The organism is Thalassobius sp. Cn5-15, from assembly GCF_022347685.1.
Lineage (GTDB): Bacteria > Pseudomonadota > Alphaproteobacteria > Rhodobacterales > Rhodobacteraceae > Thalassobius.
Genome location: NZ_JAKRGF010000003.1, coordinates 220,494 through 235,101, shown reverse-complemented (window position 1 = coordinate 235,101; position 14,608 = coordinate 220,494). Strand labels below are relative to the sequence as shown.

General features: G+C 58.2%; 17 protein-coding genes. 5 read left to right on the top strand and 12 right to left on the bottom strand.

Translation table 11 applies throughout. The features are described from left to right. Positions 1-9: 9 nt before the first annotated feature. The 4 genes from MHM86_RS09260 to MHM86_RS09245 all read right to left on the bottom strand — a co-directional run bounded on the left by MHM86_RS09260 (position 10) and on the right by MHM86_RS09245 (position 1,920). A complete protein-coding gene (locus MHM86_RS09260) occupies positions 10-297 on the bottom strand; it encodes a DUF6455 family protein (RefSeq protein ID WP_239198227.1) in 288 nt (95 codons plus the stop codon). Between the two features lie 115 nt (positions 298-412). Then, a complete protein-coding gene (locus MHM86_RS09255) occupies positions 413-691 on the bottom strand; it encodes a DUF6455 family protein (protein WP_255723114.1) in 279 nt (92 codons plus the stop codon). Positions 692-785: 94 nt separating this feature from the next. After that, the gene (locus MHM86_RS09250) at positions 786-1,139 is read right to left on the bottom strand and encodes a YigZ family protein (protein ID WP_239198221.1); all 354 of its coding nucleotides are present in this window, start codon (positions 1,137-1,139) and stop codon (positions 786-788) included. Positions 1,140-1,164: 25 nt separating this feature from the next. Further along, positions 1,165-1,920 carry a M48 family metallopeptidase gene (locus MHM86_RS09245; RefSeq protein ID WP_239198218.1) on the bottom strand — a complete coding sequence of 252 codons (756 nt, stop codon included), beginning with the start codon at positions 1,918-1,920 and terminating at the stop codon, positions 1,165-1,167. 120 nt (positions 1,921-2,040) lie between these two features. On the opposite strand from MHM86_RS09245, the gene MHM86_RS09240 reads away from it, so the two are divergent. Then, entirely contained in the window at positions 2,041-2,283 is a 243-nt protein-coding gene (locus tag MHM86_RS09240) for a hypothetical protein (protein ID WP_239198215.1), read from the top strand. An 8-nt stretch (positions 2,284-2,291) separates the two neighbouring features. Here MHM86_RS09240 and MHM86_RS09235 read toward each other — a convergent pair whose 3' ends face one another. Further along, complete coding sequence (locus tag MHM86_RS09235; protein ID WP_239198212.1) at positions 2,292-2,555, bottom strand: DUF167 domain-containing protein; 264 nt, start codon at positions 2,553-2,555, stop codon at positions 2,292-2,294. A gap of 161 nt (positions 2,556-2,716) precedes the next feature. On the opposite strand from MHM86_RS09235, the gene MHM86_RS09230 reads away from it, so the two are divergent. Then, on the top strand, positions 2,717-3,310 hold the full coding sequence (locus MHM86_RS09230) for a nitroreductase (RefSeq protein WP_239198209.1): 594 nt from the start codon (positions 2,717-2,719) through the stop codon (positions 3,308-3,310). Further along, positions 3,295-4,002, top strand: a complete 708-nt coding sequence (locus tag MHM86_RS09225; protein WP_239198206.1) for an EI24 domain-containing protein — start codon at positions 3,295-3,297, stop codon at positions 4,000-4,002. Before MHM86_RS09230 ends, MHM86_RS09225 begins: the two co-directional genes overlap by 16 nt. A 230-nt stretch (positions 4,003-4,232) precedes the next feature. On the opposite strand, the gene MHM86_RS09220 is transcribed toward MHM86_RS09225, so the two are convergent. Both MHM86_RS09220 and mce read right to left on the bottom strand, forming a co-directional pair. Then, positions 4,233-4,514 carry a DUF1467 family protein gene (locus MHM86_RS09220; RefSeq protein ID WP_239198203.1) on the bottom strand — a complete coding sequence of 94 codons (282 nt, stop codon included), beginning with the start codon at positions 4,512-4,514 and terminating at the stop codon, positions 4,233-4,235. Continuing rightward, a complete protein-coding gene (gene mce / locus MHM86_RS09215) occupies positions 4,514-4,918 on the bottom strand; it encodes a methylmalonyl-CoA epimerase (RefSeq protein WP_239198199.1) in 405 nt (134 codons plus the stop codon). The genes MHM86_RS09220 and mce overlap by 1 nt, the downstream gene beginning before the upstream one ends. A gap of 169 nt (positions 4,919-5,087) precedes the next feature. On the opposite strand from mce, the gene MHM86_RS09210 reads away from it, so the two are divergent. Then, complete coding sequence (locus MHM86_RS09210; RefSeq protein WP_239198196.1) at positions 5,088-5,819, top strand: response regulator; 732 nt, start codon at positions 5,088-5,090, stop codon at positions 5,817-5,819. Between the two features lie 77 nt (positions 5,820-5,896). On the opposite strand, the gene aspS is transcribed toward MHM86_RS09210, so the two are convergent. The 3 genes from aspS to MHM86_RS09195 form a co-directional block, all read right to left on the bottom strand. Continuing rightward, positions 5,897-7,678, bottom strand: coding sequence for an aspartate--tRNA ligase (gene aspS / locus MHM86_RS09205; protein WP_239198193.1), 1,782 nt, complete (start codon positions 7,676-7,678; stop codon positions 5,897-5,899). 149 nt (positions 7,679-7,827) lie between these two features. Further along, the gene (locus MHM86_RS09200; protein WP_239198191.1) at positions 7,828-8,526 is read right to left on the bottom strand and encodes an aminotransferase class IV family protein; all 699 of its coding nucleotides are present in this window, start codon (positions 8,524-8,526) and stop codon (positions 7,828-7,830) included. Beyond that, on the bottom strand, positions 8,451-9,602 hold the full coding sequence (locus MHM86_RS09195; RefSeq protein WP_239198189.1) for an aminodeoxychorismate synthase component I: 1,152 nt from the start codon (positions 9,600-9,602) through the stop codon (positions 8,451-8,453). The genes MHM86_RS09200 and MHM86_RS09195 overlap by 76 nt, the downstream gene beginning before the upstream one ends. Before the next feature lie 241 nt (positions 9,603-9,843). Between MHM86_RS09195 and carB the strand changes: the two genes are divergently transcribed. Next, positions 9,844-13,173, top strand: a complete 3,330-nt coding sequence (carB, locus tag MHM86_RS09190; protein WP_239198187.1) for a carbamoyl-phosphate synthase large subunit — start codon at positions 9,844-9,846, stop codon at positions 13,171-13,173. 82 nt (positions 13,174-13,255) lie between these two features. Here the strand turns inward: carB and MHM86_RS09185 are convergent, their stop codons facing one another. Together MHM86_RS09185 and MHM86_RS09180 are read right to left on the bottom strand one after the other, a co-directional pair. After that, positions 13,256-14,095 carry a hypothetical protein gene (locus MHM86_RS09185; protein WP_239198185.1) on the bottom strand — a complete coding sequence of 280 codons (840 nt, stop codon included), beginning with the start codon at positions 14,093-14,095 and terminating at the stop codon, positions 13,256-13,258. Positions 14,096-14,295: 200 nt separating this feature from the next. Continuing rightward, positions 14,296-14,586, bottom strand: coding sequence for a ParB/Srx family N-terminal domain-containing protein (locus MHM86_RS09180; RefSeq protein WP_239198183.1), 291 nt, complete (start codon positions 14,584-14,586; stop codon positions 14,296-14,298). Positions 14,587-14,608 lie beyond the last annotated feature (22 nt).

Below are 14,608 nucleotides of genomic sequence, written 5' to 3'. Positions count from 1 at the left end.
GATCCTGTCCTAGTCTGTTGCGCAGGGCGCTGTTGTGCCTGATTTCAGCGAGTTCAGGCGGTCCTTGTTTTCGCAGTATTCGGGCTGAACCTCCGCGCCGCCGTTCAGTGCTGCGCTGTCCAACCATCTGGAGCAGGCTTCCGGCGTGCTGCAGGTGCGGCAGCGCGATACCATTTGTGCCCAGTCTTTTTGCGACAACTGTCCGCCGTCTCGGGCGGCTGCCAGATCTACGCCAGTGGTTTTGGCCATGCGTTTGACCAACCAGAAATGACGCTTCAAATTTCCTAAAGGTTTCATGAGCGATCCTCCGTAGCTGACCTATGCTAGGTTGGCATCGCAGGTATGTCTTTGACGCGGATCAATCAGGAAAGGTGCAGGAGGCGTGTGTGGCCGTCTTCTTCTTTCGCAGCGGTTATCCCGAGGACAGGTAGCCAAGGGCACGCTGGACCTGCAGCATAGCGGAATTGCGGCAGTAGCCGGGCGGGGTCTCTTCGTGATTGGGTTGGGACTGCTTCAGCCAAGCCTCACACGCTGTGGGGCCAGAGCAGTTTTTGCAGCGTTCGATAGCACTTGTCAGATCGTTAAGATTCAAGCGCCCGCTCAGCAACTCTGTCTCAAGGTTTACACCTGTGGCGTCAGCCATGTGATGAAACAACTCCGTATGGAGTCGATCTGGGGAGTCGCTTTGCATTAAGGGCTCTCTTTGGGATCGTCGACCAGTCGTTAACTAGTGACCTAACCCGCAACCTGAATTGATTCAGATCAACCCAGGCCCGAACCTATACTTAAGAGAGTGCCTCTAGGTAAGCGTTTACGCAGGTTTGCACGTGGCGGAAACGATCTCCGCCCAGATGTTTGCCGCCATACCAGCGGGTGACAACCACAATGTGGTCGCGTAGGTCTTCGCGTTCTAGCATCCGTAGAATCACGTTTCCGGCGCCGCTTTCGCCATCGTCGCCTTTGCGTTGCGTCCCGTCCAATTGCAGCATCGCCCACGTGTTATGGGTGGCTTTGGCGTATTTCTTGGCCCGTTTCAGCTGTTTGAGGAAGGCCGTAACCTCTGCCTCACTGGCAGCAGGACCGCCAGATACAGCGTAGCGCGACCCGCGGTCGCTGACGACGTTTTCAATCTGTAGCATGGTGTGTGGTTCGTTTTCGTAAGGGCTAGAGCGCGGCGGCGGTGCGCCGCACGGTTGCCAGCCGGTCCGCATTGGGCGGGTGGGTGCCTAGGAACTGGTTGCCCGGATCGGGCAGTCGGTTAAAAAATTCCGCCCCGCGTACAGGATCAAAGCCCGCCTTCAGAGTGATCACTGTCCCCAGCGCGTCTGCCTCCAGTTCAAACTCTTTCGAGTAGCGGCGCGATCCGATCAGCGCGCCGATTTTCTGCGCCTCCTCAATCTGGGCGGCGTTGCCGCCGCGCACGCTGACCAGTCCGGCCAGAATGGCCGCGCCGCGTTCGGCGCTGGCGGCCTGACGGTCAAGATGGCCAGCGATGTGATGCGCCGTCTCATGGCCCATGACAAATGCCAGTTCATCCGCGTTGCGCACGGTTTCCAGCAGCGAATAGGTAAAAGCTACCACTGGCTGCCCCTCATCGGTGACAAACTGGTGCGCATTGGGGGGCTGGTCAGGACGGTCATCGACCACAATCAGAAAATCGCAGTTTGATCCCACCGTGCGGCGACGGCATTCGCGTTCGGCCACGGGTTCCACGGTGTCCACCACCTGTATGAATTGTTGCGCAACCTGCCGCGCCACAGCCTGACTGCCGTTGCCATAGCCGGGCGCATAAGCTGGATCCGATCCGGGCACACTGCAGGCGGACAGAACCGCGGCCATCAGCAGCGCCGTGACCTGCACAAGGGACAGTCGGGGCAGGCAAAGGCGCAGCGGGGACAAACGGTCGAGCAGCAACAACATTCAAAACTCCTTCGCAGGATAGTGTAGCACCGTTTTGCACACGCACCAGCCCTACGCTGCGCCGGACAGTACGGTGGCTAAACCCCTTGCATCCTTACGCTAGCGCCTTATCGTTAATGTATGTTTACCATAGAACACGATTTCGACGCCACCGTCGTAACCCTGATGGATGAAGGTGAAACCCCTCTGCAAGAGGATGTCAGCATCCATGCTTTTCAGGAATGTGTGACGGTCGAACAGTATGATCCCCGCACAGATGATGTCAGCAAGATCACCCTGTCCCTGCACCAATTGCAAGAATTGGCCGCTGCGCTGGACCTGCCGGAAGGTGTCTACAAACTGCGCCCTGATCCGCCAGAGTAGCGGGTTTCTTAGCCGTCGATACGGAACAGCTTGTCGCGACTGGTGTCGCCGCGGATCAATACCACGCGGGATTTGGCCAGCCCCAGCGCCTTAGCCAGCAGCTTTTGCACCGCGGCATTGGCTTTGCCGCCTTCGGGCACCGTGGTGACATAGACCCGCACGCCTTCGTCGGTCACTGTGATCCGGCTGCGCGATGCTTTAGGCGTGACTTTGACCGGCAGCGCCCCTTCGACGATATGTGCAGACAGATCAGCGGGGGAGGTGTCGTTCATGGTCATGCGGTCCCTTTTGCCTTCGGTCCCAGCACCCTAAATCCGGTGGACAAGTCTTTGGGCGCGCTTGATAGTGCGCCGCAGAATTATCACCCCGCCGCCACCTTGACCACAGGGCAGCCACCCCCGACATAAGTGCGACCTGCAAAGAAAGAGACGCGATGCCCGACATCCAGCCCCTTACACATAATGCCGCTGCGTTGGAGTTCTTGCTGACCCGCCGTTCGCGCCCTGCCAAAACGCTGACCACGCCGGTGCCCAGCCGTGAAGAATTGCTGCCGATCCTGACTGCCGCCGCGCGCAGCCCTGATCACGGCAAGCTGGAGCCGTGGCGTTTCATCGTGCTGGAAAAGCCGGCACTGACCCGACTGGCCATGCTGGCGGAGGCGCGGGGTCAGGCGATGGGATTGGATGAGGTTCAGGTGCAAAAGGGCGTTGATCAGTTTGCCAATGGCAATCTGGCCATCGCAGTGGTGGAGATCATCAAACCAAATGAGAAAGTGCCTGCGGTTGAAATCACCTATTCCGCCGGTGCCGCCTGCCTGCAGCTGTTGAACGCGGCGCTGGCGTCGGGCTGGGGTGCAAACTGGCTGTCCGGCTGGGCCAGCCATGACCGTGATTTTGTGGCGCAAGGTCTGGGACTGGCGGATGATGAACGCATCGCCGGCCTGATCCATATCGGAACGGAAAAAACTGTGCCCCCCGAACGGCCCCGCCCTGATCTGGAGGCAGTGACAACATGGGTATCGGAATGATTCTTGCCGCCTTTGGCAAAACACTGGGCCAGATCGGCGATCCGAGGTTTCGCCGTGTGTTGGGCCTTGGCATCGGGCTGGCGGTATTGTTGCTGGCCTTTGCCTATGTGGCTTTCCTTTGGGTCCTGCAGTGGATTTTGGGGCCGTCCAGCACCCTGCCTGTTGTGGGGGAGGTGACGTGGATCAATGATCTGGCCACATGGGGCAGTCTGCTGTTCATGACCATCCTGTCGGTGTTTTTAATGGTGCCGGTGGCATCGGCGATCACCTCGATGTTTCTTGATGATGTAGCGCAAGCGGTTGAGGACAAGCATTACCGCCACCTGCCGCCCGCCACGCCAGTGCCTTTTGCTGAGGCTGTGAAGGACACGGTGAATTTCCTCGGGGTTCTCATCGCGGCGAACCTTCTGGCGCTGATTGTCTATGCGATCTTCAGCCCTTTTGCGCTGTTCATTTTCTGGGCGCTGAACGGGTTTTTGTTGGGGCGCGAATACTTCACCCTTGCAGCGATCCGACGTGTGGGGCGCGCAGGGGCCAAGCAGCTGCGGCGGAAGCATATGGGCACCATCTGGCTGGCGGGGACATTGATGGCGATCCCGCTGTCGGTGCCGCTGATGAACCTTGCGATTCCGATTTTGGGCGCGGCAACCTTTACCCACATCTTCCACGCGGCTGCAGCGAAGGAGCTGTAATATCTTCCGGTTAGGGACGCGCCTGACACTGGGTGGGCGTAGATGACCTCATAGTGGCGTCCGATGTGTGCAATCAACGGAAACGCCCGTGTCAAATACGACATCGCCAAAGCCCCTCCCATGGGAAGGGTCGGGCGCGGCCCGGGCTGACGCCCGCGCCATTCCAATAAGACAAACACCAACAAAAAGCGGCGCCCCGCGAGGCGCCGCTTTCTTTTCCAAGAGGTCGATCAATTAAGATCCGGTTGGCTCATCCGATTGAACCAATCCAGATCCCGAACGGTGATCGTTTCGGTCAGAATGATCCCTGCAATGATCGCCCACAGAACCGCCGCGATCACCGTGGTGATCAGGGTCTTTTTCTTCAGATTGGTCACTGCCGGTGCGCCAGCGTGGGTGCCGGGCACAATTTCCCCGACATCGCCCTGTGTTTTCAGGCGGATCGGCAGGACGATAAACAGCGTCAAAAACCAGATGACCGCATAAAGGACAATTGCCGAGGTGGGGCCCATCAGACTTGCTCCAGTTCTACAAGGCAGCCGTTGAAGTCCTTGGGGTGCAGGAACAGCACAGGCTTGCCGTGGGCGCCGATCTTGGGCTCGCCAGAGCCAAGCACACGTGCGCCAGTTTCTTTCAAGTGATCGCGCGCGGCGATGATATCTTCGACTTCATAGCAGACATGGTGGATGCCGCCAGCGGGGTTTTTGGCCAGAAAGCCGTTGATCGGACTGTCTTCGCCAAGGGGATAGAGTAGTTCGATCTTGGTGTTCGGCAACTCGATAAACACCACGGTGACGCCGTGATCGGGTTCATCCTGCGGTTCGCCGACTTTGGCACCCAGCGCGGTGCGATACTGCGCGGAAGCGGCTTCTAGGTCGGGGACGGCGATGGCAACGTGGTTCAGGCGTCCAATCATTGGGGCTCTCCTCTAGCTGGCTTTAAGTCGCTCCCTTATGTGCCCCCAACCACGGTCGCGCAAGCACTGAGGCGGTGCAGCCGCAACGTTAACTGTGTCTTAGGGGGCTGCAGGCAATGCTGAACCCGCGACACACCATCTGTGCCGACAAGAATGGGAAGAAAGTCTCATGGATGACACACTACCGCCCCTGCCACCGCTGCCCGCCGCGCCGCCCTACCCAACTGCTGATCGACCGCTGCGCGGTACCACAGTCCTGGTTGTCGATGACAGCCGACTGACTTGCGAAACTGTACGGCTGATGTGTCAATACAGCGGTGCGCGTTTGCGCCGCGCAGATACGCTGACGGCGGCCAAGCGGCATCTGCAGGTCTATTGCCCCAGTTTTGTGCTGGTCGATCTGGGCCTGCCGGATGGCAGTGGTCTGGACCTGATACGCGGGCTGGCGCAGGTGCGGCATGGTGCGGCAGCTGTTCTGGCGATCAGCGGTGATGACGGGGTGGCGCAGGCCGCGGCCAGGGCTGGCGCGGACGGGTTTATTGCCAAGCCGTTTCGCTCGCTCGCGGCCTTTCAGGAGGTGCTGCTGCAGTTCATGCCGCAGGAGCGGCGGCCGCTGGCACCACGGATGGTGAACGATGTGGCGGTGACACCTGACCGGATGAGCTATGTGGATGATCTGAGGCATGCCGCTGGTCTGCTGCAGGCCGGGCGGGGCGAGGGGCGATTGGACTATACCGCGCAGTTTTTGCTGGGCGTCAGTCGCAGCGCAGGGGATGAGGCGGTGCAGGACGCCAGTATGACGCTGGCTGTCGCCCATATGCGTGATGCCAGTCCCGATGCAGCGTTGAAAAAGCTGCGCGATTTGCTGGACCGGCGCATCGCTGCCGCGCCTGCTGTGTAACGTGCCTGCTGAGGACTGGCAAAGAAAAACCCGGCTGCGTCAGCAACCGGGTTTTCCAAAACACATTGGGGGCAGGATTATTCCTGAGGGATGACGCGCAGGCCCAGTTCCATCAACTGGTCGCTGGTGGGATCGTTCGGGGCATTCATCATCAGATCCTCGGCGCGTTGGTTCATCGGGAACATCACCACTTCGCGGATGTTCTGCTGATCGGCCAGCAGCATCACGATGCGGTCCACACCTGCGGCACAACCACCGTGTGGTGGGGCGCCGTATTGGAACGCTTTGTAAAGCGCGCCAAAGCGGTTCTTTACCTCTTCCTCACCGTAGCCGGCGATTTCAAAGGCTTTCAGCATCACCTCAGGCTTGTGGTTACGGATCGCGCCCGACACCAGTTCGTAACCGTTACAGGCCAGATCGTACTGATAGCCCAACACCTGCAGCGGATCGCCGTTCAGCGCGTCCAGACCACCCTGCGGCATCGAGAAGGGGTTGTGCTCAAAGTCGATCTTGCCCGACTCTTCGTCTTGTTCATAAATCGGGAAGTCCACGATCCAGGCAAAGGCAAAACGGTCCTTGTCGATCAGGCCCAGTTCTTCGCCGATGACGTTGCGGGCACGACCAGCCACCGCTTCAAACGCCTTGGGCTTACCACCCAGGAAGAAGGCCGCATCGCCCACACCCAGACCCAGCTGTTGGCGGATGGCCTCGGTGCGTTCGGGGCCGATGTTTTTGGCCAGCGGACCGGCTGCTTCCATACCGTCAGCGCCTTCACGCCAGAAGATGTAGCCCATGCCCGGCAGACCTTCGCCCTGGGCGAACTTGTTCATGCGGTCACAGAACTTGCGGCTGCCACCGGTTGGCGCGGGGATCGCGCGAATTTCGGTGCCTTCCTGTTCCAGCAGTTTGGCAAAGATGGCAAAGCCGGACCCGGCAAAATGCTCGGACACGATCTGCATCTTGATCGGGTTCCGCAGGTCGGGCTTGTCGCTGCCATACCACAGCGCCGCGTCACGGTAGCTGATCTGCGGCCAGTCCTGCGGCGCGTCAACCTTGCGGCCACCACCGAACTCTTCAAACACACCGGCCAAAACAGGTGCGATGGTGTCGAAAACGTCCTGCTGCTCTACAAAGGACATTTCCAGGTCCAACTGGTAAAAGTCGGTCGGCGAACGGTCGGCACGCGGGTCTTCGTCACGGAAACACGGCGCGATCTGGAAGTATTTGTCGTAGCCCGCAACCATCATCAGCTGTTTGAACTGCTGCGGGGCCTGCGGCAGGGCGTAAAACTTGCCCGGATGCAGACGCGACGGCACGAGGAAGTCGCGCGCACCTTCGGGCGAGGATGCGGTGATGATCGGGGTTTGGTATTCGCGGAAGTTCAGATCCCACATACGCTTGCGCATGGACATCACAACGTCCGAACGCATCTTCATGTTTTCCTGCATCGCCTCACGGCGCAGGTCGAGGAAGCGATACTTCAGGCGGGTCTCTTCGGGGTATTCCTGATCACCGAAGACCATCAGCGGCAGCTCTTCGGCTTTGCCCAGCACTTCGAGGTCACGAATGAACACTTCGATCTCACCGGTGGGGATCGCCGGGTTCACCAGGCTTTCGTCACGGGCCATGACGTTGCCTTCGATCTTGATGCACCACTCGGAACGGACCTTTTCCAGCTCGCCGAAAACGGGGCTGTCGGGGTCTGCCATCACCTGAGTGATGCCATAGTGGTCGCGCAGGTCGATAAACAGCAGACCGCCGTGGTCGCGGACGCGGTGGACCCAGCCCGACAGGCGGACGGTTTCGCCCACGTTGGATTTGTTCAGCTCAGCGCAGGTGTGGCTGCGATATGCGTGCATGGTGTGACCTTTCGTGATCGGGTCGTCTTTTCGGACAATCTTAGTATGTGCGTCGTGGCTGATAGGATGCGCCCACGGGCACACGGAATTCATCTAGGCCGATACACAAGGTTGCGACCGCGTTGTCAAGCGATGTGGGGGAATTGCCGCTATTGTTGAGGGAAATGCGTGCACTCAGGCGCCCAGTCCGCCTGCGTTGAGCCACGGAGCGAGTTGATCAGGTTGATCGACGTGGCGTCCGCCAGATCGGCGAGTGTCAGCCTCGCCTCTTGTAACAGCCCCTTGTTCAGGCGGCTTTGACGATACACACCCGCCAGCAGGCCCGATGATAACGGCGGCGTCAGGCGATCGCCGTCTGGGGTGGTGATTGAGATATTGGTGATCGTGCCTTCGCACACTTCCCCGCGTTCGTTCAGCATCACCGCCTCATGCACACCCTCGGGCAATGCAGCGCGGGCCTGATCATAGAGGTGGCGGCGGGTGGTTTTGTGCCGCAGCAGCGGGTCATCTGAAGGTAGACGAATGTCAGAGATGACAAAACACGCAATCCGCCACGGATCAGGCATAGGTGCGGTGGTCAGATCAAGCGTGCCATCCTGCGCCACTGTCAGGCGGCAGCGCAAAGGTGTATCACCAGTGATGGCGTCGAGTTCAGCAATAAGCGCGGCTTTATCAAATCGAAACCCTAGTGTCTCTGCCGAGGCTGTCAGCCGCGCGATGTGCAACGCACGCCGCGCAATACCTTGAGAGGGACGAAATCCGAAGGTTTCAATCAGGCGACATTCGGGATTGAGGGCGGGATCAAAGGCTGAGCCATCTCCTGCGTTTGGGCGAAGCGACTTTTCCATAGGGCTTCCTCATATTCCGACGCGGCGGTGCTGTCCCAAACAAGGCCGCCGCCGACGTTCAGACGTGCCTTGTCGCCATCCAGCATCACGGTACGGATTGCAACGTTGAATTCGGACCGCCCGTCCGGTGCTGCCCAGCCGATGGCGCCACAGTAAATGTCACGCGCCCACGGTTCCAGATCCCGCAGAATTTGCATGGAACGCAGTTTCGGTGCGCCGGTGATTGATCCGCAGGGGAACAGCGCCTCGAATATCTGTGAAAGGGTGGCATCAGGGCGCAGATCGGCAATCACATGGGACACCATCTGATGCACGGTTGCATAGCTTTCGACCTTGAACAGCTCCGGCACCTGAACGCTGCCTGCCTGTGCGACGCGGGAAATGTCGTTGCGCAGCAGATCCACGATCATCAGATTTTCGGCGCGGTTCTTTTCATCCGAATTTAGGAACGCCTTGCGTCTCTGATCTTCGACTGGATCAGAACTGCGCGGCTGGGTGCCTTTCATCGGGCGGGTTTCGATCCGTCCCTGCGCCGATGTGCGGAAAAACAGTTCCGGCGAACGCGACAAAATCGCCGGCCCACGTTCTGGCAGAACCAAGGCGCCGTAACCCACGGGTTGCTGAGCAGCCAGTGTGCCATAAATCGCTTCGGGCGAACCTGTCGCAACCGCATCAATCGGGAAGGTCAGGTTGGCCTGATAGATGTCACCTGCGCCGATGTAGTCATGCACAGTTTGAAACGCCTCGGCGTAGCGGTTTGCATCCCAACGCGGCGTCAATTCCGTCAGTTGGCCACCCGTGGCCAACGGGCCTGCCACCTGTGGGCCGTCGTAAACGCCGAAGCTCAATAAAGGCAGCTCGCGTGTCTCTGGCATAACAGGGGCGAGCCGGTCTTCTAAAGCATAGCCCAGTTCATAGGACGCATAGCCTGCCACCCATTTGCCCGCGGCAAGGGCGGCGTCAACAGCAGCTAGGGCAGTAGGCACATCATCTGGATTCAGCGCAGTGATCACCGCGCTGGGATTTTGAAACCAAACCGGCGTTGCCTCCGGCCCTTTGTCCATTCTAATCTGCATCTTGCGTCTCGGTACTGTGGCTTGAGTGTAGCCTACGGCTGCCCCTGTGGCCTCCCCCTATAGGTATAGGGCACGCACTGCAATTTGACAGGGCGCGTATGCGGCACATTACACTAGTTTTCCGAACCCTCTTGCGCGTTGCTTCGCGATCTCTATAACCCACGACAATTTGCGCGTTGGCGAGTCACCGCCAGCGTCCCCAGCTGCCCGCGACTTGCCCCGCGAAATAATGAGGTCCGCCATGCCCAAAAGAACTGACATCTCCTCCATCATGATTATCGGCGCAGGTCCGATTGTGATCGGTCAGGCGTGTGAATTCGACTATTCCGGCGCACAAGCCTGTAAGGCGTTGCGCGAAGAGGGCTACCGCGTGATCCTCGTCAACTCCAACCCGGCGACGATCATGACCGATCCGGGCCTGGCAGATGCCACTTACATCGAACCGATTACCCCTGAAGTGGTTGCCAAGATCATCGAAAAAGAGCGTCCTGACGCGCTGTTGCCCACCATGGGTGGCCAAACCGGCCTGAACACCTCGCTGGCGCTGGAAGAGATGGGTGTGCTGGATAAGTTCAACGTCGAAATGATCGGCGCGACCCGTGATGCCATTGAAATGGCAGAAGATCGCAAGCTCTTCCGCGAAGCGATGGACCGCCTGGGCATCGAGAACCCCAAAGCCACCATCGTCACCGCACCGAAAAAAGAAGACGGCAGCGCCGATCTGGACGCCGGTGTGCAGATCGCATTGGATGAGCTGGACGAAATCGGCCTGCCCGCCATTATCCGCCCTGCCTTCACTATGGGCGGCACCGGCGGTGGTGTGGCTTATAACAAAGAAGATTACATCCATTTCTGCCGCACCGGCATGGATGCCTCGCCAGTAAACCAGATTTTGGTGGATGAGAGCCTCTTGGGCTGGAAAGAATACGAGATGGAGGTGGTGCGCGACAAAGCGGACAACGCCATCATCGTTTGCTCCATCGAAAACGTCGACCCGATGGGGGTGCACACTGGTGATTCGATTACCGTGGCTCCCGCGCTGACGCTGACCGACAAAGAGTTTCAGATCATGCGGACCCACTCGATCAACGTTCTGCGTGAGATCGGCGTGGAAACCGGCGGATCCAACGTGCAGTGGGCGGTGAACCCCGCCGATGGCCGTATGGTGGTCATTGAAATGAACCCGCGTGTGTCGCGTTCGTCGGCGCTGGCGTCCAAGGCAACCGGTTTCCCGATTGCAAAAATCGCGGCCAAGTTGGCGATCGGCTACACGCTGGATGAGCTGGACAATGACATCACCAAGGTGACGCCCGCGTCGTTTGAGCCGACAATCGACTATGTCGTCACCAAGATCCCGAAATTCGCGTTTGAGAAATTCCCGGGGTCCGAACCCTACCTGACCACCGCGATGAAATCGGTGGGTGAGGCAATGGCCATCGGCCGCACCATCCACGAATCGCTGCAAAAGGCGCTGGCGTCGATGGAATCAGGTCTGACCGGCTTTGACGAGGTGGACATCCCCGGCGCACCGGACAAGGTCGCCGTAATCAAGGCGATCGGCAAACAGACCCCCGACCGCATGCGCACCATCGCGCAGGCGATGCGCCACGGCCTGACCAACGCCGAGATTCAGAACGTCACCTCGTTTGATCCGTGGTTCCTCGACCGTATCCGCGAAATTGTGGATGCCGAAGAGGTCGTGCGTAAGGACGGCCTGCCGGTGACTGAGGCAGGTCTGCGCAAACTGAAGATGATGGGCTTCACCGATGCGCGTCTGGCGATCCTGACCGGCCGGACCGAGGCAAATGTACGCCGCGCCCGTCAGAACCTTGGCGTCAACGCTGTGTTCAAACGCATCGACACCTGCGCGGCAGAGTTTGAGGCGCAGACGCCCTACATGTATTCGACCTATGAGGCGCCTGCGATGGGTGATGTCGAATGTGAGGCGCGCCCGAGCGACCGCAAGAAAGTGGTCATTCTGGGGGGGGGGCCGAACCGGATCGGTCAGGGGATCGAGTTTGACTACTGCTGCTGTCACGCCTGCTACGCGCTGACGGATGCCGGTTATGAAACCATCATGATCAACTGTAACCCCGAAACCGTGTCGACCGACTATGACACTTCGGACCGTCTGTATTTTGAACCACTGACCTTTGAAAACGTGATGGAAATCCTGCGTGTTGAACAGGAAAACGGCACCCTGCACGGCGTGATCGTTCAATTCGGTGGCCAAACCCCGCTGAAATTGGCCAACGCGCTGTTTGAGGAAGGTATTCCGATCCTCGGCACCAGCCCGGACGCAATTGACCTTGCCGAAGACCGCGAACGCTTCCAGGCGCTGGTCAACAAGCTGGAGCTGAAGCAGCCGAAAAACGGCATTGCCTCAACGGACGCACAGGCGCTGGCGATTGCTGAGGAAATCGGTTTCCCGCTGGTGATCCGTCCTTCCTACGTTCTGGGTGGACGCGCGATGGAGATTGTGCGCGATATGGCGCAGCTGGAACGCTACATCGCAGAGGCGGTTGTGGTGTCGGGTGACAGCCCCGTTCTCTTGGACAGCTACCTGTCGGGTGCCATCGAATGTGACGTGGACGCACTGTCTGACGGCAAAACAGTCCACGTGACGGGCATCATGCAGCACATCGAAGAGGCAGGCGTGCATTCGGGCGACAGCGCCTGTTCGCTGCCCCCTTACTCGCTGCCGGCGGACATCATTGCTGAGATCAAGCGCCAGACCGTTGAACTGGCCCTATCGCTGAACGTGGTTGGTCTGATGAACGTGCAGTTCGCCGTGAAAGATAGTGAAATCTTCCTGATTGAGGTAAACCCACGCGCCAGCCGGACCGTGCCGTTTGTTGCGAAAGCAACCGACAGCGCGATCGCCTCTATCGCGGCGCGTCTGATGGCCGGTGAACCGATGGAAAACTTCCCCTTCCGCGGTGCCTACCCAGCAGATGCCAAACCCGGCACCCTGCCGATGGCGGATCCGATGACCCTGGCCGACCCCGATATGCCGTGGTTCAGTGTGAAAGAAGCCGTGCTGCCTTTCGCCCGCTTCCCCGGCGTAGACACCATTCTGGGCCCGGAAATGCGTTCCACCGGTGAGGTCATGGGCTGGGATACGTCGTTCCCGCTGGCCTTCCTCAAGGCACAGATGGGTGCAGGCACTGAACTGCCGAGCGAAGGCCGCGTCTTCTTCTCGATCAAGGATGCGGATAAAACCGCCGCGTCGGCTCAGGCTGCGCGTACGCTGGTGGCACAAGGCTTCTCGCTCATCGCGACGCTGGGCACCAAGTCGTGGCTGACCGAGCAGGGCATTGAGTGTGAACAGGTGAACAAAGTCTACGAAGGCCGCCCCAACATTGTGGACGTGCTGAAAGATGGCGGTATTGCGCTGGTGATCAACACCACCGAAGGCGCACAGGCGGTCAAAGACAGCTCCGCCATCCGCTCTGTCGCGCTCTATGACAAGATCCCCTACTTCACCACCGCCGCCGGCGCCCAAGCCGCCGCCGAGGCGATCAAAGCGCGTGCCGAAGGTGACTTTGCCGTGATGCCGTTGCAAGGCTGATCGGCTCTAGGGTCAGAAACAACAAAGCCCCCGCCAGACCGGCGGGGGCTTTTGTGTTTGTGGGGGACCCTAGGTCGGAAAATTAGACTGTGTACAGCGACGACTTCTTTTCTTGCACGGCTCGAATGCTGTTGACTACGAGAGGCTCTATGCAATCCCATAGGGTTATTAAGTCGTCATTTGACAGCACTTGAGAACTTGAATGCACGACGCGCTGCAAGTTTTCGATTGAGCAGATCGACTGTTTGTCATTCAGTATTCGCCGGATGTCGCCTCTTTGCTGTGTGTTGATATTTCCGCTTTCATGCAGCGCATCAAGGTTTTGAGAGAGGTTCTTCGAAAGAGTGTTCAGGTCTTTTAGCTGAAACTTATCGCGATAGTTTTTCGCGCTTATCTCCAGAAGTACACGAAGCACGATCGCAATAGAGAATGCATGTTCTTTGAGCTTCAAGCTATACTGCAGCTCTTCCCAAACTAACTGAATTTTGGACTGACCAGCTATCCAACTGAAATGGTAGTTTATATGACTTGGAATAAGTGTTTTACGTTCTAGAGGCTGCGTGGGCTTGTTTCGCGGGCTTTTGTTTGTGTTCTCATGAGCGGAGTTTTCCTTTGCAGGCTTTGATGGTTGATGCGTGACGTATCCCATGCCTTGCAAAGAGCCTAAGTACTGGTCGACGTCTGCGGCTCGCAATGTGTTGGCAAGTGAGAGTTTTCCCGAAGACATATCGGCAACCAACTTGCGGAGAAGAGGTACCAATTTCTCGTCGCCATTTACGGCGTGTAATTCGCCGTTGCCCGTCTTCGAAATCCCCAATGCTAGGCGTCGTTTTTTGGCTTTGATTACGCGATCTAATGTTGATCGTTGAATGCTTTCAGCTTCTGCTTGATAACCATGTTGGGTTAGATACTTCTCAACCAACTGCGGCCATTCATAGTCAGAGTTTCCGGATATTCGGTTTGAATGATTGGCTTTTTCTCGAGTACCCCACGCCAGCTGTCCCCTTCCTTCTTGCTTACCATTGTGCCGTAGGCCGATGATCTTGTCGGCAGTTGATAAATTTTCTTCGACTTGGCAGGTGATGTTATGCGGGAACTTGATGTTAGCGCTTCGCTGTAAATCTATGAAAAATCACGATACTGGATTGGCGCCTTGTTTGGGTCGATGAGTAATTTGATGGATGTAACTCTGCGGTTTCCATCTTTAACAAGAAATTTGTCGCCATCCTTGACGACCAAAGGACTATCGAAAAGGCGCCCGGTTTGTGAGATGTGTTGAGCAAGCGCCTTCATGTCACGCGCTTTGTTCTCAAATAGCCATGCTATCGCTGCCGATTCAGACCCCATTGGGCCATGCCGATCATTGCTGGGATTGACGACCAGCTTGTCTACTTCGATCTCTTTAAATCTCAAAATTGAATATCTTTCCTAAACT